This window comes from Cyanobacteria bacterium GSL.Bin1, assembly GCA_009909085.1.
Taxonomy (GTDB): domain Bacteria; phylum Cyanobacteriota; class Cyanobacteriia; order Cyanobacteriales; family Rubidibacteraceae; genus Halothece.
On record JAAANX010000030.1, the window covers coordinates 1 to 24,508 of the forward strand.

General features: G+C 44.8%; 35 protein-coding genes. 3 read left to right on the forward strand and 32 right to left on the reverse strand.

Going from position 1 to position 24,508, the window contains the following annotated elements; all coding sequences use genetic code 11:
* Positions 1–330: 330 nt before the first annotated feature.
* Complete coding sequence (locus tag GVY04_01520) at positions 331–540, reverse strand: hypothetical protein (protein ID NBD14852.1); 210 nt, start codon at positions 538–540, stop codon at positions 331–333.
* Between the two features lie 727 nt (positions 541–1,267).
* On the opposite strand from GVY04_01520, the gene GVY04_01525 reads away from it, so the two are divergent.
* Positions 1,268–1,750 carry a DUF29 family protein gene (locus tag GVY04_01525; GenBank protein NBD14853.1) on the forward strand — a complete coding sequence of 161 codons (483 nt, stop codon included), beginning with the start codon at positions 1,268–1,270 and terminating at the stop codon, positions 1,748–1,750.
* Positions 1,743–3,527, forward strand: a complete 1,785-nt coding sequence (locus tag GVY04_01530) for a PDZ domain-containing protein (protein NBD14854.1) — start codon at positions 1,743–1,745, stop codon at positions 3,525–3,527. Before GVY04_01525 ends, GVY04_01530 begins: the two co-directional genes overlap by 8 nt.
* 39 nt (positions 3,528–3,566) lie before the next feature.
* Here the strand turns inward: GVY04_01530 and GVY04_01535 are convergent, their stop codons facing one another.
* Positions 3,567–5,459 carry a potassium transporter gene (locus tag GVY04_01535; GenBank protein NBD14855.1) on the reverse strand — a complete coding sequence of 631 codons (1,893 nt, stop codon included), beginning with the start codon at positions 5,457–5,459 and terminating at the stop codon, positions 3,567–3,569.
* Between the two features lie 144 nt (positions 5,460–5,603).
* Between GVY04_01535 and GVY04_01540 the strand changes: the two genes are divergently transcribed.
* A complete protein-coding gene (locus tag GVY04_01540) occupies positions 5,604–7,049 on the forward strand; it encodes an efflux RND transporter periplasmic adaptor subunit (protein NBD14856.1) in 1,446 nt (481 codons plus the stop codon).
* A gap of 80 nt (positions 7,050–7,129) precedes the next feature.
* On the opposite strand, the gene secG is transcribed toward GVY04_01540, so the two are convergent.
* The 30 genes from secG to rplB form a co-directional block, all read right to left on the reverse strand.
* The gene (secG, locus tag GVY04_01545; GenBank protein NBD14857.1) at positions 7,130–7,357 is read right to left on the reverse strand and encodes a preprotein translocase subunit SecG; all 228 of its coding nucleotides are present in this window, start codon (positions 7,355–7,357) and stop codon (positions 7,130–7,132) included.
* 43 nt (positions 7,358–7,400) lie between these two features.
* A complete protein-coding gene (locus GVY04_01550) occupies positions 7,401–8,999 on the reverse strand; it encodes a 2,3-bisphosphoglycerate-independent phosphoglycerate mutase (GenBank protein NBD14858.1) in 1,599 nt (532 codons plus the stop codon).
* A 209-nt stretch (positions 9,000–9,208) separates the two neighbouring features.
* The gene (prfA, locus tag GVY04_01555) at positions 9,209–10,303 is read right to left on the reverse strand and encodes a peptide chain release factor 1 (protein ID NBD14859.1); all 1,095 of its coding nucleotides are present in this window, start codon (positions 10,301–10,303) and stop codon (positions 9,209–9,211) included.
* Positions 10,304–10,377: 74 nt separating this feature from the next.
* Entirely contained in the window at positions 10,378–10,608 is a 231-nt protein-coding gene (rpmE, locus tag GVY04_01560; GenBank protein ID NBD14860.1) for a 50S ribosomal protein L31, read from the reverse strand.
* Positions 10,609–10,677: 69 nt separating this feature from the next.
* A complete protein-coding gene (gene rpsI / locus GVY04_01565) occupies positions 10,678–11,088 on the reverse strand; it encodes a 30S ribosomal protein S9 (protein NBD14861.1) in 411 nt (136 codons plus the stop codon).
* A 23-nt stretch (positions 11,089–11,111) separates the two neighbouring features.
* On the reverse strand, positions 11,112–11,555 hold the full coding sequence (gene rplM, locus GVY04_01570; GenBank protein NBD14862.1) for a 50S ribosomal protein L13: 444 nt from the start codon (positions 11,553–11,555) through the stop codon (positions 11,112–11,114).
* Positions 11,552–12,403 carry a tRNA pseudouridine(38-40) synthase TruA gene (gene truA / locus GVY04_01575; protein ID NBD14863.1) on the reverse strand — a complete coding sequence of 284 codons (852 nt, stop codon included), beginning with the start codon at positions 12,401–12,403 and terminating at the stop codon, positions 11,552–11,554. The genes rplM and truA overlap by 4 nt, the downstream gene beginning before the upstream one ends.
* A gap of 9 nt (positions 12,404–12,412) precedes the next feature.
* Positions 12,413–12,763, reverse strand: a complete 351-nt coding sequence (rplQ, locus tag GVY04_01580) for a 50S ribosomal protein L17 (protein ID NBD14864.1) — start codon at positions 12,761–12,763, stop codon at positions 12,413–12,415.
* 42 nt (positions 12,764–12,805) lie between these two features.
* On the reverse strand, positions 12,806–13,780 hold the full coding sequence (locus GVY04_01585) for a DNA-directed RNA polymerase subunit alpha (protein ID NBD14865.1): 975 nt from the start codon (positions 13,778–13,780) through the stop codon (positions 12,806–12,808).
* 98 nt (positions 13,781–13,878) lie between these two features.
* Complete coding sequence (gene rpsK, locus GVY04_01590; protein ID NBD14866.1) at positions 13,879–14,271, reverse strand: 30S ribosomal protein S11; 393 nt, start codon at positions 14,269–14,271, stop codon at positions 13,879–13,881.
* 109 nt (positions 14,272–14,380) lie between these two features.
* Positions 14,381–14,764: a 30S ribosomal protein S13 gene (rpsM, locus tag GVY04_01595; GenBank protein ID NBD14867.1), complete on the reverse strand. Its 384-nt coding sequence runs from the start codon at positions 14,762–14,764 to the stop codon at positions 14,381–14,383.
* 49 nt (positions 14,765–14,813) lie between these two features.
* The gene (gene rpmJ, locus GVY04_01600) at positions 14,814–14,927 is read right to left on the reverse strand and encodes a 50S ribosomal protein L36 (protein NBD14868.1); all 114 of its coding nucleotides are present in this window, start codon (positions 14,925–14,927) and stop codon (positions 14,814–14,816) included.
* 72 nt (positions 14,928–14,999) lie between these two features.
* Entirely contained in the window at positions 15,000–15,224 is a 225-nt protein-coding gene (gene infA, locus GVY04_01605; protein NBD14869.1) for a translation initiation factor IF-1, read from the reverse strand.
* Between the two features lie 118 nt (positions 15,225–15,342).
* The gene (locus GVY04_01610; protein ID NBD14870.1) at positions 15,343–15,912 is read right to left on the reverse strand and encodes an adenylate kinase; all 570 of its coding nucleotides are present in this window, start codon (positions 15,910–15,912) and stop codon (positions 15,343–15,345) included.
* A 96-nt stretch (positions 15,913–16,008) separates the two neighbouring features.
* On the reverse strand, positions 16,009–17,358 hold the full coding sequence (gene secY / locus GVY04_01615; protein NBD14871.1) for a preprotein translocase subunit SecY: 1,350 nt from the start codon (positions 17,356–17,358) through the stop codon (positions 16,009–16,011).
* 68 nt (positions 17,359–17,426) lie between these two features.
* Positions 17,427–17,873, reverse strand: a complete 447-nt coding sequence (locus tag GVY04_01620; GenBank protein ID NBD14872.1) for a 50S ribosomal protein L15 — start codon at positions 17,871–17,873, stop codon at positions 17,427–17,429.
* A gap of 63 nt (positions 17,874–17,936) precedes the next feature.
* Positions 17,937–18,449 (reverse strand): 30S ribosomal protein S5, encoded by a 513-nt coding sequence (gene rpsE / locus GVY04_01625; protein ID NBD14873.1) that lies wholly within the window; start codon positions 18,447–18,449, stop codon positions 17,937–17,939.
* Positions 18,450–18,459: 10 nt separating this feature from the next.
* Entirely contained in the window at positions 18,460–18,822 is a 363-nt protein-coding gene (locus tag GVY04_01630; GenBank protein NBD14874.1) for a 50S ribosomal protein L18, read from the reverse strand.
* Positions 18,823–18,827: 5 nt separating this feature from the next.
* The gene (gene rplF, locus GVY04_01635; protein ID NBD14875.1) at positions 18,828–19,367 is read right to left on the reverse strand and encodes a 50S ribosomal protein L6; all 540 of its coding nucleotides are present in this window, start codon (positions 19,365–19,367) and stop codon (positions 18,828–18,830) included.
* Between the two features lie 30 nt (positions 19,368–19,397).
* Complete coding sequence (gene rpsH, locus GVY04_01640; GenBank protein ID NBD14876.1) at positions 19,398–19,799, reverse strand: 30S ribosomal protein S8; 402 nt, start codon at positions 19,797–19,799, stop codon at positions 19,398–19,400.
* A gap of 41 nt (positions 19,800–19,840) precedes the next feature.
* Complete coding sequence (gene rplE / locus GVY04_01645) at positions 19,841–20,386, reverse strand: 50S ribosomal protein L5 (GenBank protein ID NBD14877.1); 546 nt, start codon at positions 20,384–20,386, stop codon at positions 19,841–19,843.
* A gap of 57 nt (positions 20,387–20,443) precedes the next feature.
* The gene (locus GVY04_01650) at positions 20,444–20,800 is read right to left on the reverse strand and encodes a 50S ribosomal protein L24 (protein ID NBD14878.1); all 357 of its coding nucleotides are present in this window, start codon (positions 20,798–20,800) and stop codon (positions 20,444–20,446) included.
* A 1-nt stretch (position 20,801) separates the two neighbouring features.
* Entirely contained in the window at positions 20,802–21,170 is a 369-nt protein-coding gene (gene rplN / locus GVY04_01655; GenBank protein NBD14879.1) for a 50S ribosomal protein L14, read from the reverse strand.
* Entirely contained in the window at positions 21,167–21,457 is a 291-nt protein-coding gene (rpsQ, locus tag GVY04_01660; protein NBD14880.1) for a 30S ribosomal protein S17, read from the reverse strand. The genes rplN and rpsQ overlap by 4 nt, the downstream gene beginning before the upstream one ends.
* A 7-nt stretch (positions 21,458–21,464) precedes the next feature.
* Complete coding sequence (locus GVY04_01665) at positions 21,465–21,704, reverse strand: 50S ribosomal protein L29 (protein ID NBD14881.1); 240 nt, start codon at positions 21,702–21,704, stop codon at positions 21,465–21,467.
* 9 nt (positions 21,705–21,713) lie between these two features.
* Positions 21,714–22,124 (reverse strand): 50S ribosomal protein L16, encoded by a 411-nt coding sequence (gene rplP, locus GVY04_01670; protein ID NBD14882.1) that lies wholly within the window; start codon positions 22,122–22,124, stop codon positions 21,714–21,716.
* A gap of 84 nt (positions 22,125–22,208) precedes the next feature.
* Positions 22,209–22,931, reverse strand: coding sequence for a 30S ribosomal protein S3 (rpsC, locus tag GVY04_01675; protein NBD14883.1), 723 nt, complete (start codon positions 22,929–22,931; stop codon positions 22,209–22,211).
* A 7-nt stretch (positions 22,932–22,938) separates the two neighbouring features.
* On the reverse strand, positions 22,939–23,298 hold the full coding sequence (gene rplV / locus GVY04_01680; protein ID NBD14884.1) for a 50S ribosomal protein L22: 360 nt from the start codon (positions 23,296–23,298) through the stop codon (positions 22,939–22,941).
* A 23-nt stretch (positions 23,299–23,321) separates the two neighbouring features.
* Entirely contained in the window at positions 23,322–23,600 is a 279-nt protein-coding gene (gene rpsS / locus GVY04_01685) for a 30S ribosomal protein S19 (protein ID NBD14885.1), read from the reverse strand.
* Positions 23,601–23,655: 55 nt separating this feature from the next.
* Positions 23,656–24,483, reverse strand: coding sequence for a 50S ribosomal protein L2 (rplB, locus tag GVY04_01690; protein NBD14886.1), 828 nt, complete (start codon positions 24,481–24,483; stop codon positions 23,656–23,658).
* Positions 24,484–24,508 lie beyond the last annotated feature (25 nt).

The window sequence follows — 24,508 nt, forward strand, 5'->3', positions numbered from 1 at the left end:
AAACTCAGGAATTTTAATTAAGGAAGTGGGGTTGGGCGTCCGCCTCACTATAAAACGCGAAGGTCGAAAGACTGGAGAAGCCCGCGCTTTATCCGCAGGATAAGCGTCGGGAGTACGTCACAAGTGAAGACGGAAAGCAATTTTGTCCTGACTTAGCATTGCGGCAAAAAATCATTGAGATTGCCGTAAAAGCGAAAAAAGCGTGAGGCATGGAGGTTAAGCAGTTGCTCGATTGCAGTCAAAAAAATTCTACGATATGTGATGTCGTCCAGTGATCCTCCCTTGCATTGGTATGCTTAGCCTCTAAAGTACTTTCGTCGCACATCATCCTTAAAAAAAATTCCAAACGAGTTGAGGAATTTCCCGAATTTGTTGTAGCACATCTTGGGGCATGATTGTAAAAAAGATTCTTAAAACGACTAAAATTATAAAAATTTGAAGTGCTGTACTAAAACTAATCATCGCCATTTTTAAAGCAGCTTTGATAACTAACCAGAGAATGATTACAGCCCCAACGATAATAATCCATTCGATACTCATAATAATTAGCAATTCAGTTTATGCTTTTGTCTTTAGTACACCACAACGAGAGAAGTAAACTTATATTAAAACAATCATCTAACAAGCAGTGACGACTCACTAACCACACTAAGGGCAATGCTTCTTGGCTCTCCTAGACTAGATATACTAATTTATACATTGATAGCAGCTCAATCCCTAGTCAATTCAGGGGGTGCAATGAAACAAAAATCAAATTTTTCTAAAATTTGATTTTTGCAATTCCGTAAAGCTTACCATGCAAGCTTTTTGGGCGTTATTTGCTATTATTTTGTCATAACCCCCCTAGGAGAGCCTGCTTCTTAAGTTTAGATTATGATGTGGTGGGTCTTTGCGGGAATATCACTGGCTTAACTTTAGCCGCGACCTTGCAAAATAGTAACTGAGTCAGTTGCGATCCCGTTGGTGCCATTTCTGCTCTCTCGGGACGTATTTTTGATGATTTAGGAGTTTGGGAGGAGATTCTGCCTCAAATTTGGTAAATTTTGCCATATTGGTTTGACTAATGGCAATTTTTCCCTAGCCATTGCTTTTTAAATGAAGTGGGTTGGCGGACAAGGTTTAAACTGGGGAATAAGGGATACAGCGATTTTAGGGAAAATCCTCTAACAAGCACGTGATGTTCCCTGGGGGAACCGGCGAAGCCATTACGCTGAAGAATTAGCAACAGTTAAAAAGTGAAGCTTCCATTAACGATCGATCTAATCCTATGACGACAAATGTCCAATCCTCTCAATCAAAATCTCATCATTCGCTTTATGAAGAAGATTATTATCAATGGCTGTTAGCAACTGTCAAACAACTCCAAAATAGCGATTACTCGGAAGTCGATTGGGAAAACTTGCTTGAGGAATTGGAGAGTTTGGCAAAAGCACAAAAAAGAGAATTAAAAAGCCGTCTAATCATTTTAATTGAACATTTACTCAAACTCGCTGATTGGGAAAATGAGCGAGAGTATAATGCTAGAGGTTGGAAAAATACAATTATTGAACAACGTAGACAAATTCAGCTTTTATTAGAGGATAGTCCAAGTCTGCAAGCAATTTTAGCTGATTTATTTGATTCCTGTTATGCTCGTGCTAAACAAGATACGAGTTACAAAACTGGATTAGCCATCGATCTATTTCCCCAGGATCCTCCCTTTAATTTTGAGCAAGCATTAAATTTCGACTACTTTTATCACCATGACTGAAGCAACCATTACCCGCCAAGTTAAAACCGAACAAACCCAGGCTCAATTATTCTACGAAGTTTCTTGCCCAGAACCACAAACGCACCTATTTCATGTTAAATTACACGTTCAAAATTGGAAACCGAATACCCTAAAAATTCAGTTTCCAGTATGGACACCGGGATCTTATTTGGTGCGAGAATATGCCAGACATATTCAAAAAGTCAGGGCTTATAATGCAGAGAAGCAAGAAAATTTATGGCTAGAAAAACTCAGTAAAAATTCTTGGCAGATTAATACCGAAAATGCAGAAGCAGTGATGATTGAGTATCAAGTCTTTGCCAATGAATTAACGGTGAGAACGAATCATCTTGATGCTACTCATGGTTATTTTAATGGGGCTGCTTTATTTTTCGATGTTCCCGATCTAGAAATGACTCCGATTGAGGTTAAAGTTATTCCACCAAGGAGTGACTGGAAAATTACCACTCCCTTACCCACTGTTGCGGGAAAAACAAATACATTTTTGGCAGATAATTTTGATACTTTAGTAGATAGTCCGTTTGAAATTGGGACGCATGATATTTATGATTTTGACGTTTTAGAAAAACCGCATCAATTTGCCATTTGGGGGCGAGGAAATGCCAACCCAGAACAAGTTATTCAAGACATCAAAAAAATTATTATCGCCGAAGCAAAAATTTATCGAGAACTCCCCTATGATCACTACATCTTTTTGTTACATCAATCGGCAAGTGGTTTTGGCGGCTTAGAACATAAAAATTGCTGTTCCTTAATTTATCCTCGGTTTGGGTTCCGTTCGGAAGAAAAATATAACCGTTTCATGCAACTGGTTGCTCATGAATTTTTCCATCTCTGGAACGTTAAACGGATTCGCCCAAAAGCACTCGAAAATTTTGATTATAGCCAAGAAAACTATACCACTGCCCTTTGGTTTGCAGAAGGAACTACAAGTTATTATGATGCCTTGCTGCCCATGCGTGCAGGAATTTATGATGCCAGAACCTGTCTCGATAATTTAGGCAAAGATATCACTCGCTATTTACAAACACCAGGACGTAAAGTTCAACCTTTAGCTGAATCCAGTTTTGATGCCTGGATTAAGTTATACCGTCGCGATGCCAATAGTGATAATAACCAAATTTCTTATTATTTGAAAGGGGAATTAGTTTCGTTGTTGTTGGACTTACTGATTCGCACAAATCACAAGAATCAGCGTTCCATGGATGATGTTCTCCTTGCGCTTTGGGAACAATTTGGTAAACCAGAAATCGGCTATACGGACGAACAATTAAAATCGGTTTTAGAATCGGTTGCAGAAACTGATTTAACTGAATTTTTAGACACTTATCTCCACACAACAGCAGAACTTCCGTTAGCGGATTATCTCCAACCCTTTGGCTTACAACTCATTCCTAGCGAAGAGGATAATTTTTCCCCTTATTTAGGCATACGAGTTGCCCAAGAAAACAGTTCAACGATGATTAAGTTTGTCGATGCCGAATCACCCGCAGGGTTAGCTGGTATTGATGCAGGAGATGAGTTATTAGCCATTGATGGCATTCGAGTAAATGCGGATCAAATCAGCGATCGCGCTAGAGATTACCAACCCGGTGATACCATGACCCTAACTGTCTTTCATCAAGATGAGTTAATTAACCACACGATTACTCTTGCTTCTCCGCAACCGAGTAGCTATAAAATTAGGAGTATTGACGAACCCTCAGAAGAACAAAAAGAACTTCTCTTTGGTTGGTTAGGGGTAACCACGGTCTAAAATTAATTCTTGCTAGCTCAATCAATGGCAAGCGATCGGTTAAAAATCCTCACCAATGACAATTAACCGATCGCGCTCACTAAATTGAATCGGGGTTAATTTAGGGGGATTTAAAACAATGCCATAGCCTTGAAATTCTTGGGTTCCTTCATTAGAACAGCGATAGCCAATGGCAATTTCTCGCTTTTTTTGTGCGGCTTTCATTAGGGTATAAAACGAAACTGGCTTTTGGAGTTGAATATAATTAGAAATTGGTTTGAGGTAAATTTCACATCCATTAGGTTCTAATAACTCATTAATGACATCACTGCACAAAGGATTTTCTGCAATTTGAGAAATCATTAAACTGGTGAGACGATCGCTGACAATAAAATCATCCACTTGCGCAATTGTCGCTAATTGTTGATTGCGACTATCCATCATTTCACTGGTAATGGAAAAATGATAGCCCCCTTCTTTGGCAATTTGTCGTAAATGGAGAAGAGAGGTTAAGGTAATGCCATCGGCTTCTTCGGCATCTAAATCATCAGAATAAGCTAGAAGAATAATATGATCAACTACTTGCAAAGGCAGTCGATTTAAAAGTTGGCGATCGGTAATATCTCCATTTTGAAAGAGAACACTAAGATGTTCTAATCGTTGTAATTTGGGATTGGTATCTTGCGCGATCGCGCTTTCATCAGCAATCACCGTTGCTACTGATCCTAAAGAAACATAAGCATCCAGTTTTTGAATAATCGTTTCTGCTTGTTCATTCCAGCCTAAAATTAAGAACTTTTCTGCTTTTTTTTCGACTGTTTTATAACTTAAAGATTGTTCTGCAAACTTAATTCGTTCCCGATTATCCCAAAATTTGATATGACGATAGTTATCTGCAATCAAAATCATTTGATCGCCCTCTTTTAAGATTGTATCCGGTGAAGGTTTCAAGCAAGGATAACCCTCTTGGGAACAATATCCGATCACAATGGCATTTTCATAAGCAAAAATACTTTCGGAAAACGTTTCACCAGCAAGCGTTGTCACCGGATCAAAATAAATTTCATTCCCGGCAAAAGAAAGGAGTTCTAAATACACTCGGGATAACCCTGGTTGGCGACAAATTTGAGCAATAATTCGGGCAATGAAGTCTCCCGTTAAAACAAATTTAACCCGATCTTTCCCCACAGTTTCTGCAATTTGTAAGTTTTTAGGGTTTTGAATTTCAGTAACAATACGATACGGTTCGATGCGTCGTTCTGGGTTATTAGCAAGGGCTAAAAGCGTTTTAATGACACTTGTATCCGGATTATTATTTTGTTCTGGAGGCAGAATGATAATTGATTTAGCACGATCTAAATTCGTAATTCTTAAATCAATTAAATCAGTGGCAACCCCTTGACGACAAATTACGCGAATCCGACGATTTTTTCGGATGCGAGTCCGGACTTCTTCTTCCATTTCAACCTTATCTTTATCCCCAAGAATCACGACAGTGACCGGAATGCGATCATCATCAATTAAAAGTAATTCTGAAAGAATCGGAAAAACTTGAGTTGACCAGCCTAAAATAACAATATGATCCGACTCTAAAACTTGTGAACGGCCTCGACGCAGTTGATAAAGTTTCCCTTCAATTCCGGCAACAATGACCCCAATAATAATACTGACTGTAAATAAATTGAACAGAATTAAAATTAGCATACTGACTCGGGTCGGCCAAGGTAAACCTTCTGTGGGATCCCAAGAGATTAAAGTGGTAACTAAAAATGTCCAAATTTGATCAGCTAGAGTGGGTTGAGAGGCGTAACCGGTTTCCCAAGTAATTAAAGAAACGCTAAGGACAACAACGGCACCAATAACAATTAACCAACCCAATAAAGCAATCGATCCTCGAGAAAGAAGATTATCAAAGGCATATCTTAATCGTTCGCGCCAAGGAGGATTTGTCATTAGTTCTCTAAGTAACTGTTCAATCAAAATTTAGCAAACCTGAGAACATAAATTTCCTCAAAGGGGCAGATTCTGGAAAATCGGCATTTAGGATAAGCTGAAAGAGTCACTATGAATTGAAATAATAGACTGTCGATTTAATCAATGCAATTACCGGGAGTTGGTAAAGTTGAGCGTCCCCTATCTTGGCTAGTGGGAGTGGTTGCTGTGGGTACATTAACCGTGGGCACTACGGTTTATGTCCTCAATCGCAATCAACAAGATTATAATTTGCAAGAGCTAACGGTTCCTGTCAAACAACAAGATTTACAGGTAACGATTGAAGCCAGTGGAACGGTACAGCCGATTCAGAGTGTTAATATTAGCCCAAAAATGGCAGGCCGCTTAGAAAGTCTCTATGTGGAACAGGGTGATCGCGTTGAAAAAGGGCAACCCATTGCTGTGATGGAAAATCAGCAATTCCAAGCCCAACTCGACCGTGCCGAGAATAATCTCGCGGAAGCCAAAGCCCGATTAGCTGAAGCCAAAGCGGGTTCGCGCCTAGAAGAAATCGAACAAGGTCGCGCGAGTTTAGAACAAGCCAAAGCGCGTTTAGCAGAAGCCCAGGCAAGAATTCCAGAAAATATTGCGCAAATTAGATCTCAAGTGGACTCTGCCGAATCTCAATTTGAACTGGCCCAAGACCGTCTCAATCGTAACGAAATGTTATTAGCAGAGGGCGCGATCGCGCAAGATCGCTTCGATGAAATCCGTAATGAATATCGCAGCGCCCAAGCTGCCCTCGCTGAAGCCCGACAACGCCTACAACAAGCGCAAAAAACGAACCGTCCGGAAATCCAACGCTTAGAAGCCGAAGTTGCCCAAGCCCGCGCCAACTTGCAACAATTGCAACGCGGGACTCGCCAAGAAGAAATTGAACGTTTAGAAGCTGCGGTTAGGGCAGCACAAGCACAATTTCGAGAAGCTCAAATTCAATTTCAAGATACAACAATTCAAGCTCCCTTTGCCGGAATTATTACTCAGAAATATGCCACCGAAGGGGCGTTTGTTACGCCAACGACATCTGCTTCTAGCACTGCTGCTGCCACCTCTACCTCAATTATTGCCTTAGCGGAAGGGTTAGAAGTCCTTGCCAAAGTTCCGGAAGTAGACGTCACGCAATTAAAAAAAGGGCAATCGGTAGACATTATGGCTGATGCCTTTCCGAATGAAGTCTTCCAGGGAAAAGTCAAGTTAATTGCCCCAGAAGCAATTGTTGAGCAAAATGTTACCTCTTTTGAGGTCAGAATTGAGTTGCAATCTGGATTAGAGAAACTGCGATCCGGAATGAATGTGGATGTCACCTTCTTAGGCGAAGAACTCGCTGACACGCTAGTCATTCCGACTGTTGCTGTAGTTACCCGTCAAGGCGAAACCGGCGTCATGATTGTTAATGAAGAAGAAGAAGCCGAGTTTCAACCGGTCACCTTAGGGTTAACCATTGATAATCAAACCCAGATTTTAGAAGGTTTAGAAACGAGTGATCGCGTATTTATTGATTTACCGGAAGAACTAAGGAAACAAACTGAGCTTGAAAATACAACGGATTAAAATCAACCCAGAAAAAATTCCCTTCTTTTCCCAAAAGAAGGGATCAAGCAGTTCTCATAAACGGAGTAACCGAATTGGAATCAAACCCAACCCGCACTTAAAACAATGGTACTGCTGATAAACACTAAGCCTAATGCCCATGTCACTCGATTCAGTGTTTTCTCTGCCGTTTTAGTACTCGTAAACATTGAGGCTTGACCACTCAGCCCGCCTAAACCATCGCTTTTCGGAGAGTGAAGTAAGACGAGGACAATTAATAAAATTGCCGAAGCAACAGAAATGATTTCTAAAAGCTGTTCAACTGTCATTAGTTTTACTCGATGAAGGATCAGATTTCTAGCATATCAACACCTATAGAGAAATATCTACTGGTGTGCGATTTGGTTTCACTTGAACATCGCTCGTTGCAATGAGAGAGCGCCCTGTCATTTCCTCAGGTTGCGGCAGTTGGAGAATTTCTAAAATGGTTGGTGCAATATCAGCAAGACAACCCGCTTCTCGTAATTCGACTCGACCCCCATGCTGAGGAATTTTACGTTTTTCGCCTTCCACTAATAAAAAAGGAACTAAATTCGTTGTATGGGCTGTCCAAGGATTGCCATTTTCATCTGCCATGTATTCAGCGTTACCATGATCGGCTGTAATTAAGGCAGTGCCACCCATTTTACTAATACTACCCAGCAATCGCCCTAAGCAGCGATCCACGGTTTCAATAGCAGTAATGGCAGCGTCGAGATTGCCTGTATGACCCACCATATCCGGATTAGCATAGTTGATGACAATGAGTGAATAAATTCCTTTTTCGACCGCTTCGCAGGCAACATCTGTCACCGGTTCGGCTGACATCTCCGGAGCTTTATCATAGGTGGGAACCAGAGGACTATTAATTAATTTACGGTCTTCTCCGGGAAAAGGTTGCTCTTCTCCCCCATTAAAAAAGTAGGTGACGTGAGGATATTTTTCGGTTTCAGCGGTACGGAGTTGCTTTAACTCCGCATTGGCAACCACTTCCCCAAGAATATTGGTTAAATTTTGCGGTTTGAAGGCAACTTCAACCGGCAACGATGCATCATATTGAGTAAAGGTAGCAAAGTGGAGTGGTTCGATTTGTTCGCGCTCAAAACCATCAAACTCTGGGTTAACAAAGGCTGCGGTTAATTGGCGAGCGCGATCAGGACGGAAATTGAAAAAGATAACTCCATCTCCGGGTTCCACCCCGCCAGCGGCAACCCGGGTTGGGGGAATAAATTCATCAGTGACACCGAGATCATACTGCTCTTTGAGAAGGGCAATCGGGTTCGTTTCCGTGTCGCATTCTCCTGGAACAATCACATCGTAGGCTTTTTGGGTACGGTCCCACCGGTGATCGCGATCCATTGCATAATAACGACCGCTAACCGTCACAATTTTCCCGACACCAACTTGTTGGGTATAATCTTTAATTTCTTCTAGGGTCGCAATGCCATCAGTGGGATTGGTATCTCGGCCATCGGTAAAGGCATGAATGCAAACTTCACTAATTCCTTGTGCCTTGGCAAGCTTGAGTAATCCCAGTAAATGAAAAATATGGGAATGAACGCCGCCTGTTGAACACAAGCCCATGAGATGCAGTTTTCCTTGACTGGCTTTTACTTTTTGGCAAGTTTCCACTAAAACGGCATTGTCTAGGATCGATCCATCTTCAACGGCATCGCTAATGCGAACCAATTCTTGCGGAACTACTCTGCCTGCGCCAATATTGAGATGACCGACTTCTGAGTTTCCCATTTGTCCTTCTGGTAAGCCAACGGCTTTGCCTGAGGCTTGAATGAAAGTAAGCGGATAGACTTCCCTTAAGCTGTCCACAATAGGGGTATTCGCTTGCGCGATCGCGTTAGCCGTCTTACTTTGGCGTTCCCCCCAACCGTCGAGGATTACTAGCACCACAGGGGCAATCGGTGCATTTGTCATAATCTTTTCTCTACTTCTATGCGTTCCACCGCCATGATACTATCAATTTTAATCGCTCTCCACCCTAGCCAGAATGACGTTCAGCGCTTTGAATTGGGGATCAAATTAAGTTTTTGTTGATCCCCAAACTGAGGTCATCCAATGGAAGCGATTAACGCTGATTCGATCATTTCTCAGTATTTTACTTTAATTTTGGAATTTTACCGCAATTATTCTGATTTTTCTGTTAATTCGGCTAAGCGTTCTTGTTGGTCTTGGGAAATACACGATTGAATCAGATCTTCTAAGTTCCCTTCCAAAATGGGATCAAGATTAAAGTTTACTCCCAGGCGGTGGTCGGTAACGCGATTATCTTTATAGTTATAGGTGCGGATTTTTTCAGAACGACCCCCGGTTCCTACCTGGGAGCGCCGCATGGAAGTAACCGACTCGTATTGTTCCCGCAGTTTCATTTCATACAACTTCGACCGGAGAATTTGCATCGCCCGTTCCCGGTTTTGCAGCTGTGAACGTTCTTGGGTGCAGAAAATCCGAATCCCAAGCGGTTTGTAATATAAATCCGCTGCTGTTTCTACTTTATTGACGTTTTGTCCGCCCGCACCCCCAGAACGCGCTGTGGTAATTTCAACGTCTTTCGGGTCAATTTCGACTTCGACATCATCCACTTCCGGCATGACCGCAACAGTGGCGGTCGAGGTATGAACCCTTCCTCCGGCTTCCGTTGCCGGAACCCGTTGCACGCGGTGAACGCCCGCTTCAAATTTTAATTTACTATAGACGCGATCGCCTTTAATTTCCAGGATCGCCTCTTTAAAGCCACCGGTTTCTGAGAGAGACTCACTGGCTAGGCTCAGTTTCCAACCCTGATTTTCGGCATAGCGAGAGTACATCCGAACCAAATCGCCGACCCAAAGACAGGCTTCATCGCCTCCTGTCCCCGCCCGAATTTCCAGCATGATGTTCTTCTCATCATTGGGATCGCGCGGTAGCAAGAGGAGTTTCATGCGACGCTCTAAATCTTCGAGTTTTGTTTCTAACTCTTCGACCTCAGCAGCAGCCAGTTCTTGCATTTCTGGATCGCCCTCAGCATCTTTATACACGTCTTGGGCTTCTTTGAGATCTTCTTGAGTTTGTTTCCACTGATTATAAGTTTCTACAGTCTCCTCAAGAGAAGAGCGTGCTTTTGCGACCCGTTGAAGCTCTTCTGGATCAGTAGCAATGTCGGGATCCCCTAAACGCCGAGTCAGTTCGTTATAGGTTTCCTCTACTGATTGCAGTTTTTCCAATACGTAGGATTCAGCCATCAGGTTAATTGGTAAATCAATAAGGGGCTTTTTCGGAAGTTGAAGCAGTACGGTAAAAAAGAAAAATTAAGTTGTTACTTTTCTTCTTCCGCACTCTCGTCAAACATTCCATATTTCCGAAGAAAGCGGTCAACCCGTCCTTCCGTGTCAATAATCTTCTGATTGCCAGTGTAGAAGGGATGATTGCCGGACCAGACATCAACATGTAATTCGGGTTGCGTTGCGCCAACAGTCATTACCACTTCCCCATTGCAAATCACTTTTGCATCAGGATACCACTCGGGATGAATACCTTCTTTTGCCATTATTAAACCTCCTTCGTTGATGAACTTGAAAAATAGAGAGCAAGCAAAACTGCTCTCTTTGGTTTTATTTTAACGTTTCGAGTATTGAGGCGCTTTTCTTGCTTTGCGTAAGCCGTATTTTCTCCGTTCTTTGGCGCGGGGATCTCGACTGAGATAGCCTTCGATTTTCAAAGGAGAGCGATTTTCAGGATCCAGTTTGCACAAGGCGCGAGCAACGCCTAGACGCACCGCTTCAGCTTGTCCGGTTAAACCGCCACCATGAGCGTTGACTAGAATATCGTAGTCATTTTCCAAACCCAAGGTTTCTAACGGGGCTTTGACCGCAGAAACATAATTAGGGTTGTAGTTAAAGTAATGGTCGCCACTGCGACTATTGACTTGAATTTGTCCATTTCCGGGAACTAAGCGGACACGGGCAGTTGAGCTTTTGCGACGACCGGTTCCCCAGTAAACGACGCGATTGTTATCAGTAGCTTGCATAGGGGTCTAATCTCCTGTTTGTTCTAGCGAGAAGGGGTAATTTCAACGGGATTTTGAGCCTGATGAGGATGTTCAGGACCCGCATAAACTTTTAGTTTTTTTGCCAGTTGCCGACCGAGACGGTTTTTGGGTAGCATTCCTTTCACGGCTTGTTCAATAATCCGTTCGGGAATGCGCCGTTGCAACTGATTAAAACTCTCAACTTTCATGCCACCGGGTCGTCCAGAATGACGGCGATAAAGTTTATCATTTCCTTTATTCCCACTGACGGTTACTTTGTCTGCATTCACCACAATGACACAATCACCCGTATCCATGTGGGGAGTGAAGTTCGGCTTATTTTTACCGCGGATAATATCGGCGATTTCACTGGCAAGACGACCCAGGCGGTAGCCAGTCGCATCGATCACATACCATTGTTTTTCTAAGGTTTCTGCCTGGGGCAGGGGAGTTTGATTAACTGTCATAATAAGTTCTCTGTATCGAAGTAAAAATGAGGTTGACTATTAAACCAAATGGACTGAGGAAAGGGAAATTCCTCATATCCGACGCGCAAGAGACAAAGCCCTTTCGCCGGAGCCGAATATTTGACGCGATCGCGCTGTTGCTGCTGCCAAATTTCGGCAAATGCTTCTGGCGTGAGTTCCCCGGTTCCCACTTTCACTAGCAACCCAACTAACAAGCGCACCATGCCATATAAAAAACCATCTGCTTGAATTTCAATTTCAACCAGGGGTCCATTCCGGATACACTTTACCTCTTGGACATTGACCCAGGTATGGGTGCGATCAGAGCCAGCGCGACAAAAGGCTGCTAGATCATGATACCCCAACAGGGGTTGGAGAGCAGCCGCGATCGCGGCTTCCTCAATATCAGCATAATAATAATGCCAGCTCCAGGGGGCAACAAATAAATTGGGGGTAGCTGCTGTATAAAGGGTGTACCGATACCGTCGGTAAGTCGCTGAAAAGCGAGCGTGCCAGTCGGGGGAGACTTGTGCAGAAGCTCGAATCAAAATTTCATCGGGCAACTGCTTGTTCAAGACGGTGGCAAATTTTTCTGCTGGAATGGGACTAGTCACATCAAAATGAGCCACTTGGGCTGCCGCATGAACTCCGCTATCAGTGCGTCCTGCACCATGGAGAGGCACCCATGATCCCGCAGAATTAGGCGCGACAGTGTGGTTAATCGCCCCTTCAATTTCTTCTTGCACGGATCGATAATGGGGTTGGCGTTGCCAACCGTAAAACGCTGTTCCCAGATACTGAATAACTAGAGCAACGCGCTTGATTTTCGCTGACTCACGGTTATTCATTCCCAAGACTTATACCAATTCAATGACAGCCATTTCAGCGTTATCACCGCGACGCCGAATGGTTCTCAAAACCCGGGTATAACCGCCATTACGGTTACCATAACGTTCTTGAACATTCTCAAATAAAGAATGAACCAAGTTCTTATCGTACAAATAACCAATGGCTTTTCTCCGTGCGGAGAGCGAACCGTCTTTTGCCAACGTAATAATTTTATCCACTTCCGACCGCACTGCTTTGGCACGAGTTTTGGTGGTAGTAATTTGTCCGTGTCGGATCAGCTCGGTTGCTAAAGAGCGCAATAAAGCCCGGCGTTGGTCAGCCGGACGACCGAGTTTTTTAACGCGACGACAATGACGCATGATCAGCCTCCTGCTTCAATTCAAGTTTTAGACGAGGTTAATTTAACTGGCTGCGGATTTTTCTTGGGGAAGGGTGATACCAAGGCGGTCATGCAATGCTTCCACCACTTCTTCTGCAGACTTTTGCCCGAAGTTCTTAATTTCTAAGAGATCTTCGTGGGTATAATCGAGCAAATCGGCAACGGAATTAATTTGAGCCCGTTTTAGACAGTTATAGGCCCGCACCGAGAGTTGTAATTCTTCGATGGGAATTTGTCCATTGGGGTCTTCTTCTTCTTCCTGTTCTTCTTGGGAGGGCTGGATATTCAAATCCCCAAGGGGATGGAATAGCTCTACCAGCACCGTTGCCGCTTGGGAGAGGGCTTCATCTGGTTTGACGCTGCCGTTGGTTGTAATTTCTAAAATGAGACGGTCTTTACTCTCTCCCTCATCGAGACGCGTTTCTTCAACCGTATATTTCACTTTAGAAACCGGCATAAAAACGGCATCAATTTGGAGGAAATCTAAAGAGCTGACATCTTCTTTTTCCAAATCAACGATGCGATAGCCCGTTCCCCGCTCAATCCGAATTTCCATCTCCAGTTTCGCACCCTCAGCTAGGGTTGCGACATACTGACTCGGATCAATGATTTCTACCTCTGAGGGAACATTAAAGTCTCCTGCGGTGAGTGTGACGGGTCCCGTGGCAGCTAAGCGCGCAATGTGCGGTCCCGGAGAATAACTCCTAAAGACCAGTTCTTTCAAATTCAGTAAAATTTCAAGGACATCTTCTCTAACTCCCGGAATTGTAGCAAATTCGTGAGTGACCCCAGCAATTCGGGTTGCGGTCACAGCTGTTCCTTCTAAGTTAGAGAGCAAAACCCGCCTCAGGGCATTCCCCACCGTAATGCCTTGACCCCTTTCTAGAGGTTCCAAGACAAACTTACTATATTGGCTTTGTGTTTTATTATCAGTTTTGGATTCGACACAATCGACAGTAAAGTCTTTTAGCTGCGCCACAGAGCAACCTCCCTTCATTAATTTCGTTATTTGTTATTCGAGATCCGTTATTTGTCGGTTGCCATTACTGTTTAATTAACAACAAATAACCAACAACTAATAACCAGCCGACTGTTCTAAACGCGACGACGCTTGGGCGGGCGGCACCCATTGTGGGGAATTGGGGTGACATCGCGAATGAGAGTAATTTCTAATCCCGCTCCCTGGAGAGCGCGAATGGCAGTTTCCCGACCGGCGCCAGGACCACTTACCATGACTTCAATTTGACGCATTCCTTGTTCAGTTGCCCGGCGACCGGCTTGGTCGGCTGCGGTTTGAGCAGCAAAAGGAGTGCCTTTTTTGGCTCCTTTAAAGCCACTTGAGCCCGCAGAGGCCCAAGAAATCACATCGCCTTTGGTATCTGAGATGGTAACGAGCGTATTGTTAAACGTGGACTGAATATGAGCAACGCCATTGGGAACGTTACGTTTGGTTTTTCTAGAGGAACTTTTTTTCGTTTGTCGCGCCATAAGGTTTTCGTTTTCCTGACTACTGATGATTGATTAACGTTCAAAGCAGCGACCCTCTTTTAATGAGGAGGGGTCATCTTTGACGGCAATTGCAATGGGAACAATGAATCTATTTCTTAGCTGGGGGTTTCTTTTTACCAGCAATCGCGAGTCGTTTCCCACGACGGGTGCGAGCATTGGTCCGAGTCCGCTGACCCCGTACCGGTAACCCAGAGCGGTGACGACGACCCCGGTAGGTGCCGATATCAACGAGACGCTTAATATTCATATTTTCTAAGCGCCGCAAATCCCCCTCAACTTGGTAATTTTCTTCAATATAAGACCGAAGGGTCGTTTCTTCATTTACATCCAGGTCTTTGGTTCGTGTATCCGGGTTAACGCCCGTTGCTGCTAAAATCTCTTGAGAACGGGATAAGCCAATTCCGTAAATGTAAGTGAGTGCAATTTCAACGCGTTTATCACGCGGAAGATCTACTCCTGCAATCCGTGCCACGTTTCTCTCCCTAATTGTTTTTTTCTGCTAAGATTTGGATAATTAGGTTTTATCCTTGACGTTGTTTATGCTTGGGATTGGAGCAAATTACCATTACTCGTCCTCTACGACGAATAACTCGGCAACGCTCACACATTTTTCGCACTGAAGGTCGAACTTTCATGGTCGTTTTGATAGACTACAAGCCTTTCATTATATCATGTTTGCAATATTATGTCAAAACCTCAAAGTTATCTTACTTTTTACGCAGACGATAGGTAATCCGTCCTTTTGTCAAATCATAAGGAGTTAACTCGACTTTGACTTTATCGCCGGGTAGAATTTTAATGTAGTTACGGCGAATTTTGCCAGAGATATGAGCGAGCACATTGAATCCGTTTTCTAAGTCCACACGAAACATCGCGTTAGGTAAGGACTCGGTAACGGTTCCTTCCATCTCAATTAAATCTTGTTTAGACATTGGGTTTAGTTTCTCCTCTAAGAGAGCATCGAATAACTTAGCTCTTCTGTAGAAAATTTGGGAAAAGAAGGCAAAGTTACCCATCGATAATCTTAGCAAAAATTCGCCAGGACAGGCTTTAGTACCCTTCTTTCATCGCTGTTTTAATGCGCTCAGTCACGGCTGAAAGGTGCTGATTGCCATCAACCTGTAAGAAGTGATTGCGTTGTTGATAAAAATGAATGAGGGCTTCAGTTTGGTTATGGAAAACATCTAACCGATGACGAATGGTATCTTTGGTATCATCTTTACGTCCCCGCCCTAATAACCGTTGCATGAGGATATCATCAGGAACATCTAAATAAATCACCAAGTCGTAAGCTGAGTTCAATTCACTTAACAGTTGGTCTAAAAATTCCGCTTGGTTAAGTGTGCGAGGAAAGCCATCCAAGATCCAGCCCGCTTTCGCATCGGTTTGTTGCAGCCGATCGCGCACTAATTCGGCTAAAACTTCATCCGGGACTAAATCGCCATTACTAACATAGGATTGGGCTTTTTGTCCGACTTCTGTTTGCTGCGCGATCGCGTTGCGTAAAATATCTCCAGTGGCAATATGAGGAATCTGGCAGGCTTCAGATAGCGCTTGGGCTTGTGTTCCTTTTCCTGCTCCCGGAGGTCCAAAAAAAATTAACCGAGAATATTGAGTCATTACTTGCTATTTATTTTTTGTTATGTTTTTTTGAAAAGACTAACAATCAACAACGAATAACCTATGATTAATTATTCATTGTTAATTGTTAATTGATTACTGTTTCACCATTCCTTCATAGCGTTGAGAGATCACACTACTTTGAATTTGCTTCGCCGTATCAATCGCAACCCCTACTAAAATTAAAAGCGAAGTTGCCCCCAATCCTTGGAAGGTGGTGACACCCGTTGCTGTTTCCACTGCTGTCGGAACAGTTGCCACAATTCCCAAGAAGATTGCCCCCAACAAAGTTAAGCGATTAATCACTTTTTGTAAATAATCACTAGTTGCTTTCCCTGGGCGAATCCCAGGAATACTAGCCCCCATTTTTTTCAAATTTTGAGACATATCCACTGGATTGACGACCAACGCCGCATAGAAGTAACTAAAGAAGAGAATCAACAGTAAATAAATGCTGACATATAGCCAAGGTGTTGGTCCACTGGGGTTCATGTAGGTGGAAATTTGAATTAAGACATCATTGATGAGTGCTCCAATTCCGGTTTGTTCTTCACCACCGCCCCCTTGAGTAAACTGAGCCAGTGAAGACGGCAAAATGAGCAGCGTCGATGCAAAAATAATGGGGAGGACACCGCCTTGGTTAACCCGCAAAGGAAGATAACTGGTTCGCTCTCGATATAAACGCCGTCCGACTTGGCGACGCGCTGAGACAATGGGAATCCGTCGTGTTCCCTCTTGAACAAAGACAATCCCCACAATCATGACGAGGAACACCAATGCCAAAATCAGCACCTGCGCCACTGCTTCTCGTCCACCGGTTTGAGCAAATTCAATGGTATTTCCCAACGTTCTTGGTAAGACAGCAACAATATTGACAAAAATTAATAATGAGGGACCGTTACCAATCCCTCGTTCTGTAATGAGCTCTGAGAGCCAAATGACAAACATTGACCCTGCCGTAAGAGCAATGACTGTCTTTAACAAAAAGATAGGACCCGGATTGTAAGCATAAGGTTGAACAAAAGTTGCCAAACCAAAACTGTTAAAAACAGCAGAAGCAAGGGCAACATAACGGGTAATTTGGGAAATTTTCCGTCGCCCGGCTTCCCCTTCATTTTTTTGTAAATTTTCTAAATAGGGAAGACCCGCAGTGAGTAACTGCATGATAATGGAAGCGTTAATGAAGGGAAGAATACCTAAGGCAAAAATCCCGACTGCCGATAAGCCACCGCCAGACAGGAAATTTAAAAATCCTGAAATGGGGCTATTTTGCACCGCTTCCGCAAAGCTAGCGCGATCAATTCCTGGAACAGGAATCCGCACACCCAATCGGACTAATAAAATGAGTCCGACTGTGATCAACAAGCGACTGCGCAACCCAGCCGCTTGTGCCATCTGCATAAATGTTTCTTGTGCGTTTGGGGTTCTTTCTCTACTAACAACCATGAAGGATTATTTCTCCCCGATATTGGAATTGACTAAACGTTGGATTGTAGTGAATTGACTGAAATGAATTAAGTCAATTCTTCACAGCTTCCCCCTGCCGATTCAATTTTTTGACGAGCACTTTTTGTAAAAGCATCCGCCTTCACTTGTAAAGGAATGTTGATTTCACCATCGCCTAAAATCTTAAGGGGACCTTCGGGATCGTTAATCAAACCCGCCTCAACCAGTGTTGTCAGGGTAACTTCTGTGTTTGGTTGTAAACCAGCTAACTTACCAACATTAATCGTAGTGTAGCGACGGGGGTTCACTCTCGTAAAGTGTTTGAGTTTAGGAACGCGCCGATAAAGGGGCATTTGACCCCCTTCAAAACCACGGAATGGACTAGGACCGGAACGAGCTTTTTGACCGCGCATTCCTTTGCCGCAACTGGCTCCTTGTCCGGCTGAAATGCCGCGTCCCAAACGACGACTCTGTTTACGAGAGCCTTTTTTGGGTTTTAATTCGTGTAGTTTCATAGTTTGATTGTTATTTGTGATTGAATAACCAATGACTAACGACAGACGTCTTATCGAATGTCTCTAGGAGAAAATTTGTTCTAGAGGCACACTCCGCTCGTTGGCTACCTCTTTGAAGGTGCGTAAGGACGCTAAGGCATCGATCGCGGCTCTGGCATTGTTTAGGGGATTGGAAGAACCCAACTGCTTAGCCAGAATATTTTTGACCCCAGACAGTTCGAGAACCGTCCGCACCGCGCCCCCAGCAATTACACCCGTACCGGGTGCTGCGGGACGAACCATCACTTTTGCTCCGCCAGCAAAACCATTAGCCCGGTGGGGAATGGAATTACTCTTAGTGATCGGAACATCAACCAGTTGTTTTTTGGCATCGGCAACGCCTTTGCGTACCGCACCAATCACATCACCGGCTTTGCCAACACCGACTCCCACTTGACCGCGATCATTGCCAACAACCACGATCGCGCGGAAGCTCAGTTTTTTACCGCCTTTAACCACTTTACTCACGCGTCGAATCTGAATCACGCGCTCTTGAAACTGGCTGTCTTCCTTTTTGCTTTGGTTTCGTTTTGCCATGATTTCCCCCTTAAAATTCTAGTCCGGCTTCACGAGCGGCATCCGCTAGGCTACGCACCCGCCCATGATAAACATTGCCCCCGCGATCAAAGACCACTTGTTTGATACCTTTTTCGATCGCGCGCTGCGCTACTAAGGTGCCCACTGCAGCAGAGGCCTCGCAAGTGCCCGTTGACTCTAAGGTTTGCCGTAAATTGGGATCGACGGTGGAAGCAGCGACTAAGGTATGTTGTTGCTTGTCGTCGATCACTTGTGCGTAAATATGCTGATGGGAACGAAACACTGCTAAACGAGGGCGTTCGGCAGTTCCTTCCACTTTGCGCCGAATCCGACGATGGCGCTGTTTGATCAGTTCTTTGCGATTGTTCTTCATGATTTCTATTTCTTCCCTGCTTTACCCGCTTTTTGTCGGACTTGTTCTCCCAGAAAGCGAATCCCTTTCCCTTTGTAGGGTTCTGGCGGACGAACAGCGCGAATGGTTGCTGTCAAGTTACCGACCAATTCTTTATTAATGCCACTAATAATGATTTCTGTATTTTTTTCCACGTTAATTTGAATCCCGTCGGGGGGGGTGATTTCAACGGGGTGGCTGTAACCGACGTTCAAGATTAAGTTGCGTCCTTGCACTTGCGCCCGATACCCTACCCCTTGAATTTGGAGGCGTCGTTCAAACCCTTGGGAGACCCCATGCACCATATTGGCAACGAGAGTGCGAGCTAAACCATGACGTTCCCGTGCTTTACGAGAATCATTGACTCGCTGTACCAAAATTTGATTGTCTTCTTGTTCAATGGTGACAAAATCAGGCATGGTCTGTTCTAATTCCCCTTTCGGTCCTTTGACTTTCACCTGTTTGCCATCAACGGTGATTTCTACTTTTTGGGGAATAGGAATCGGCAATTTACCAATCCGTGACATAATCAATGACTCCTTCAATCAATTCTGAATTTACCAGACATAGCAGAGAATTTCCCCGCCAATGCCCCGCTTACGGGCTTCGCGATCCGTCATAATACCGCTGGAGGTGGAGATAATGGCAATGCCAATTCCACCAAGGACGCGGGGCAGCTCTTTATGATTGGAATAGACTCTCAAACCCGGTCGACTCACCCGCATCAGTTTCTTGATAATGGGTTTGCGATTACGACCTTGATATCGTAACGAAATTAACACTTGTTTTTTCAAGCCTTCACCGACTTCTTCATAGCTATCGATAAAGCCTTCTTCTTTCAAAACGCGAGCAATGTTGCGGTTCATTTTGTTGTAAGGAACAACGGTTGTTTCGTGTTGAACCATGCAAGCATTGCGAATCCGCGTGAGCATATCCGAGATGGTATCTGTCGAGGCCATTAGTTGCTGTTTTCCCTCCTGTTCAAAGTACTTGAGAAGATTTATTGTTCTCGGAAGGGCATTCCCATCGCTTTGAGTAGGGCGCGACCTTCTTCATCGGTTTTGGCGGTAGTGATGATGGCAATATCCATCCCACGAATTTGATCAATATTGTCGTATTCAATTTCCGGGAAAAGAATTTGTTCTCGCAAGCCTAAGTTATAGTTACCGCGTCCATCAAAGCTGCGGGGACTAATCCCGCGAAAGTCCCGAATTCTAGGCAGGGCAACGTTGATTAAACGATCGAGGAAAGCATACATCCGTTCCCCCCGTAAGGTAACCATGACCCCGACGGGCATACCCTGGCGGACTTTAAAGCCCGCGATCGCTTTTTTTGCCCGAGTGACCACCGGTTTTTGACCGGTAATGGTGGCAATTTCTTGAACTGATAATTCTAAGGCTTTGGCATTTTGAGAAGCTTCTCCTAATCCTCGGTTCACGGTGACTTTCACCAATTTCGGAATTTCATGAACATTGCTGTAACTAAACTCTTTTTGGAGTTGGGGAGCAATGGTGTCAAAATAAGTCGTTTTTAGTCGCTGTGTCATAGTTTTTAGTCTCAAGTGAGTTTCCTGGGCTTGGTCAGGAATTGAGAAAGTTTAAAGTTAATCAATGATTTCGCCGGTTTTTTTGAGCATCCTCACTTTACGTCCATCTTCGGTGTAGGTATAGCTAATCCGAGAGGCGCAAGATTCTTTGTTGGAATAGAGCATCACGTTAGAGCTATGAATGGGGGCTTCAAAGGTGATAATTTGCCCTTTTTCCCCTTCTTGGGTGGGTTTTTGGTGCTTGGTCCGCACATTCACTCCTTCCACCACAACTCGTGATTCTTTCGGGATCACTCGTTGAATTTCGCCGACTTTGCCTTTGTCTTTTCCGGAAATGACTTGCACCGTGTCGCCTTTTTTGACGTGCATTTTGTACCGTTTCGGGGTGGTTTGCGTCCGATTTTTTCTAGGCATCTTACAAAACCTCCGGCGCTAGAGAAACAATTTTGGTAAAGTTTTTGTCCCGCAGTTCCCGAGCGACAGGACCGAAGACCCGGGTTCCTCTGGGATTATTATCGGCGTTGATAATGACTGCTGCGTTATCGTCAAAGCGAATACTCATCCCACTGTCTCGGCGTTCAGGATAACGAGTCCGTACAATCACGGCACGGATAATGTCAGATTTTTTCACTTGCATGTTGGGGAGGGCATCTTTGACAACGCCAATAATCACATCCCCAATTCGCCCGTAAGGACAGTTACCGGCGCGCATCACACGCAAGCATTGGATTTTACGAGCACCGCTGTTGTCAGCAACGTTAAGAATGGTCTCTTGTTGGATCATTGTTCTTCTGGTTCTGAGGTAAGAGCTTGAGGCGGTTCTTGACCGCTAGCCGATTCGATAATAGCTGCAACCGTCCAACGTTTGGTTTTTGAAAGAGGACGGGTTTCTTGGATGCGAACGCGATCGCCTTCTTGACAATCGTTGTTCTCATCGTGGACTTTGTAGCGTTTAGTCGTAACAACGGTTTTGCCATATTTCCGACTGGGGGCACGGTTTTCTACCGCTACCACAACGGTTTTCTGCATTTTGTTACTGACCACAACGCCAATCCGTTCTTTGGTTGTCATGGTTTATTTATTCCTCCGCTGTGTTGGATGAGGGAGTGGCTTGAGCAATTTCTCGTTCCCGTTCGACGGTGAGCAATTGCGCAATGCGATGCTTAAGATGCTTAAATTCATGAGGTTTCGCCTGATCTTCTTGGCGAGTTCCCTGTTTAAAGCGCAAATTGAAGAGTTCTCGTTTGGCAGCAATGATTTCTTGGGAGAGTTCTTCATCGCTTAACGCCCGTGCATCAGCAATTTTAGGTAAAGGCATAATTCCTCCTTATTCTTCACGGACTAAAAACTTCGTTTTGATCGGGAGTTTTTGGGCCGCCAGGCGCATTGCTTCTTGGGCAACGTCTTTATTCACGCCACCAATTTCAAACATGATGCGACCCGGTTTAACAACAGCGACCCAATATTCGGGGTTACCTTTCCCGGATCCCATCCGCGTTTCTGCCGCCCGCATGGTAATGGGTTTATCAGGAAAAATCCGAATCCAAATTTTTCCACCCCGACGGAGGTAGCGGTTCATCGCCCGACGAGCGGCTTCAATTTGGCGAGAGTTAATCCAGCAGGGTTCAATCGCTTGCAGGGCAAAATCACCAAAGTTGATGGTGTTCCCACGGTGAGAGAGCCCTTTCATTCGCCCTCTTTGTTGTTTCCGAAATTTTGTTCGCTTAGGACTTAGCATTGTTTTTTCTTACTTTGTTATCTGTCCTTTGTCCTTAGCCCTCGGTTATGACGTAACCAATGACTAATGACCAGTGACGAATGACTAATTTTCACCAGAACGATCTTCAAATTTTTGACGACGCGGTTGGCGACGGGGAGTTGGGGACGCTTCGGCTTGTTGGTCTTCGTCTTCGGGAAGAATTTCTCCTTTGAAGACCCAGACTTTGACGCCTAAAATGCCGTAGATGGTTTCTGCGGTGCGATAAGCATAATCAATATCGGCTCGGAGCGTATGTAGGGGCACCCGTCCTTCTCGTGTCCATTCCGTACGAGCAATTTCTGCTCCGTTGAGTCGCCCGCTGATTTGAATTTTGATGCCTTGTACTTCGGCACGCTGCGCCCGTTGCATGGCTTGACGAACGACGCGACGGAAGGAAACCCGACGTTCGAGCTGCTGAGTAATGTATTCTGCGATTAAAACCGCATCCGCATCAACACGAGCAACTTCACTAACATTGATACTAATTTGCCGGTTTCCACCAAGGAGCTGCTGGAGCCCAACGCGCAGAGATTCAATGCCGCTGCCGCCACGACCTACGACCACCCCAGGACGAGCGGTGTGAATTTGCAGGCTAATTTGATCGGCTTTGCGCTCAATTTCTGTGGCAGAAATCCCTGCATTATTCAGGGTTTTGTCGATGTAATTCCGAATTTGGAAGTCTTCTTGTAAGAGTTCGGGATAGCGCTTGGAATCGGCATACCAACAGGAAAGATGCTCTTTGGTAATGCCGAGTCGCAACCCGGTTGGATGAATCTTTTGTCCCATAATGTTTCTATTCTTCGGTAGTTGGCGCGACAGCGATGGTAATGTGACAGGTGGGTTTACGGATTTGGTAAGCACGTCCTTGGGCGCGAGGACGGAACCGTCTCAGGGTCGGTCCGCCATCGGCATAGGCTTTACTAATGATCAAGTTGGCGCGATCGAGCCCTTGATTATGCTCGGCATTAGCTGCTGCTGAACGCAGTGCCTTTAAAACCGGGTCACAGGCGCGGTACGGCATAAATTCTAAAATAATTAGCGCTTCTCGATAGGAGCGACCGCGAATTTGGTCTAGCACCCGTCGCACTTTATGGGGAGACATTCGGATATAGCGCGCGATCGCTTTGGTTTCAACACTGGTATCTACTGGCATAGTTTCCTCGCTAATTCTCTAACTTATCTCCGCGCTTTTTTATCGCTTTTGGCGTGTCCCTTAAAGGTGCGAGTGGGAGCAAATTCCCCTAATTTATGTCCGACCATTTGGTCACTGACAAAGACAGGGACATGTTGTCTGCCGTTGTAAACCGCGATGGTGTGTCCGACCATTTGCGGAATAATGGTGGAAGCGCGTTTCCAAGTTTTAATGACTTCTTTTTTGTCCACTGCGTTGAGTTGCTCAATTTTTTTGAGCAGTTTGTCGTCAACGTAAGGACCTTTCTTTAAAGAACGACCCATAATTTTTTTCCTTTTCTACTCTCTTTTGTTCGGGGTCAATCCGTTATGATGACCCTTATGAACGACGACGCACAATCAGTTTGTTGCTGTTTTTCTTCGCTTTGCGGGTTTTTGCCCCCAAAGTGGGTTTACCCCAAGGAGTGAGCGGGCTCGGACGACCAATGGGTGCCCGTCCTTCCCCACCGCCATGGGGGTGATCCACGGGGTTCATGACACTACCGCGGACTTTCGGACGACGTCCGAGGTGGCGCGATCGGCCTGCTTTGCCTAAGGTTAGGTTCCGGTGTTCGGCATTACCGACGCGACCAATGGTTGCTAGGCATTCTTGCCGCACCATCCGGACTTCTCGGGAGGGCAGTTTGAGACTAACATAGCCTTTTTCTCGAGCCACAACTTGCGCTGCAGTACCCGCGGCTCTGACAATTTGTCCGCCTTTCCCTGCAACGAGTTCAATATTGTGCACTTCCGTACCGAGAGGAATGCGGCTTAAGGGCGTCGCATTACCAATTTCAAATGGTGCATCGTCACCAGAAATGATCGTGTCGCCAACATTTAATTGGGCTGGCCAGAGGATATAGCGCTTTTCGCCATCTTGGTAATGTAAGAGAGCAATGCGAGCGTTACGGTTGGGATCGTACTCAATTGCAGCAACTTTAGCCGGTACATTATGCTTATTCCGACGAAAATCAATTTGGCGATAGCGACGTTTGTGACCGCCACCCCGACGACGACTGGTAATCACACCACGGTTATTTCGTCCTTTCTGGCGATGTTTATATTTTGTCAGAGACTTCTCGGGATTTGAGCGCGTGATTTCCGCAAAATCAGAAACCGTTGCTTGTCGGGTCCCTGGGGTATAAGGTCGATATGATCGAATACTCATAAGACGTTAAGTTTCGCGATAGGTG

Coding starts and splice junctions, on each gene's coding strand:
- rpmE (NBD14860.1), bottom strand. CDS start 10,608: ATGGCAAAAGAAGGTATTCATCCCGAGTGGTATCCTGATGCAAAAGTG.
- GVY04_01530 (NBD14854.1), top strand. CDS start 1,743: ATGACTGAAGCAACCATTACCCGCCAAGTTAAAACCGAACAAACCCAG.
- truA (NBD14863.1), bottom strand. CDS start 12,403: ATGAATAACCGTGAGTCAGCGAAAATCAAGCGCGTTGCTCTAGTTATT.
- GVY04_01520 (NBD14852.1), bottom strand. CDS start 540: ATGAGTATCGAATGGATTATTATCGTTGGGGCTGTAATCATTCTCTGG.
- GVY04_01540 (NBD14856.1), top strand. CDS start 5,604: ATGCAATTACCGGGAGTTGGTAAAGTTGAGCGTCCCCTATCTTGGCTA.
- secG (NBD14857.1), bottom strand. CDS start 7,357: ATGACAGTTGAACAGCTTTTAGAAATCATTTCTGTTGCTTCGGCAATT.
- rplE (NBD14877.1), bottom strand. CDS start 20,386: ATGACACAGCGACTAAAAACGACTTATTTTGACACCATTGCTCCCCAA.
- rpsE (NBD14873.1), bottom strand. CDS start 18,449: ATGGCAAAACGAAACCAAAGCAAAAAGGAAGACAGCCAGTTTCAAGAG.
- GVY04_01620 (NBD14872.1), bottom strand. CDS start 17,873: ATGAAACTACACGAATTAAAACCCAAAAAAGGCTCTCGTAAACAGAGT.
- rpsS (NBD14885.1), bottom strand. CDS start 23,600: ATGGGTCGTTCTTTAAAGAAAGGTCCTTACGTTGACGACAAACTGCTC.
- rpsK (NBD14866.1), bottom strand. CDS start 14,271: ATGGCGCGACAAACGAAAAAAAGTTCCTCTAGAAAAACCAAACGTAAC.
- GVY04_01550 (NBD14858.1), bottom strand. CDS start 8,999: ATGACAAATGCACCGATTGCCCCTGTGGTGCTAGTAATCCTCGACGGT.
- rpsI (NBD14861.1), bottom strand. CDS start 11,088: ATGCAAGCTACTGATAACAATCGCGTCGTTTACTGGGGAACCGGTCGT.
- rplV (NBD14884.1), bottom strand. CDS start 23,298: ATGCCAGTAGATACCAGTGTTGAAACCAAAGCGATCGCGCGCTATATC.
- GVY04_01630 (NBD14874.1), bottom strand. CDS start 18,822: ATGAAGAACAATCGCAAAGAACTGATCAAACAGCGCCATCGTCGGATT.
- rplN (NBD14879.1), bottom strand. CDS start 21,170: ATGATCCAACAAGAGACCATTCTTAACGTTGCTGACAACAGCGGTGCT.
- rplM (NBD14862.1), bottom strand. CDS start 11,555: ATGACAGTTAATCAAACTCCCCTGCCCCAGGCAGAAACCTTAGAAAAA.
- GVY04_01610 (NBD14870.1), bottom strand. CDS start 15,912: ATGACTCAATATTCTCGGTTAATTTTTTTTGGACCTCCGGGAGCAGGA.
- rplB (NBD14886.1), bottom strand. CDS start 24,483: ATGAGTATTCGATCATATCGACCTTATACCCCAGGGACCCGACAAGCA.
- GVY04_01535 (NBD14855.1), bottom strand. CDS start 5,459: ATGACAAATCCTCCTTGGCGCGAACGATTAAGATATGCCTTTGATAAT.
- secY (NBD14871.1), bottom strand. CDS start 17,358: ATGGTTGTTAGTAGAGAAAGAACCCCAAACGCACAAGAAACATTTATG.
- rpsQ (NBD14880.1), bottom strand. CDS start 21,457: ATGACAACCAAAGAACGGATTGGCGTTGTGGTCAGTAACAAAATGCAG.
- rplQ (NBD14864.1), bottom strand. CDS start 12,763: ATGCGTCATTGTCGTCGCGTTAAAAAACTCGGTCGTCCGGCTGACCAA.
- rplF (NBD14875.1), bottom strand. CDS start 19,367: ATGTCACGGATTGGTAAATTGCCGATTCCTATTCCCCAAAAAGTAGAA.
- GVY04_01525 (NBD14853.1), top strand. CDS start 1,268: ATGACGACAAATGTCCAATCCTCTCAATCAAAATCTCATCATTCGCTT.
- prfA (NBD14859.1), bottom strand. CDS start 10,303: ATGGCTGAATCCTACGTATTGGAAAAACTGCAATCAGTAGAGGAAACC.
- rplP (NBD14882.1), bottom strand. CDS start 22,124: ATGCTAAGTCCTAAGCGAACAAAATTTCGGAAACAACAAAGAGGGCGA.
- rpsC (NBD14883.1), bottom strand. CDS start 22,931: ATGGGACAAAAGATTCATCCAACCGGGTTGCGACTCGGCATTACCAAA.
- rpmJ (NBD14868.1), bottom strand. CDS start 14,927: ATGAAAGTTCGACCTTCAGTGCGAAAAATGTGTGAGCGTTGCCGAGTT.
- infA (NBD14869.1), bottom strand. CDS start 15,224: ATGTCTAAACAAGATTTAATTGAGATGGAAGGAACCGTTACCGAGTCC.
- GVY04_01665 (NBD14881.1), bottom strand. CDS start 21,704: ATGCCTTTACCTAAAATTGCTGATGCACGGGCGTTAAGCGATGAAGAA.
- rpsH (NBD14876.1), bottom strand. CDS start 19,799: ATGGCCTCGACAGATACCATCTCGGATATGCTCACGCGGATTCGCAAT.
- GVY04_01650 (NBD14878.1), bottom strand. CDS start 20,800: ATGCCTAGAAAAAATCGGACGCAAACCACCCCGAAACGGTACAAAATG.
- GVY04_01585 (NBD14865.1), bottom strand. CDS start 13,780: ATGAAGGGAGGTTGCTCTGTGGCGCAGCTAAAAGACTTTACTGTCGAT.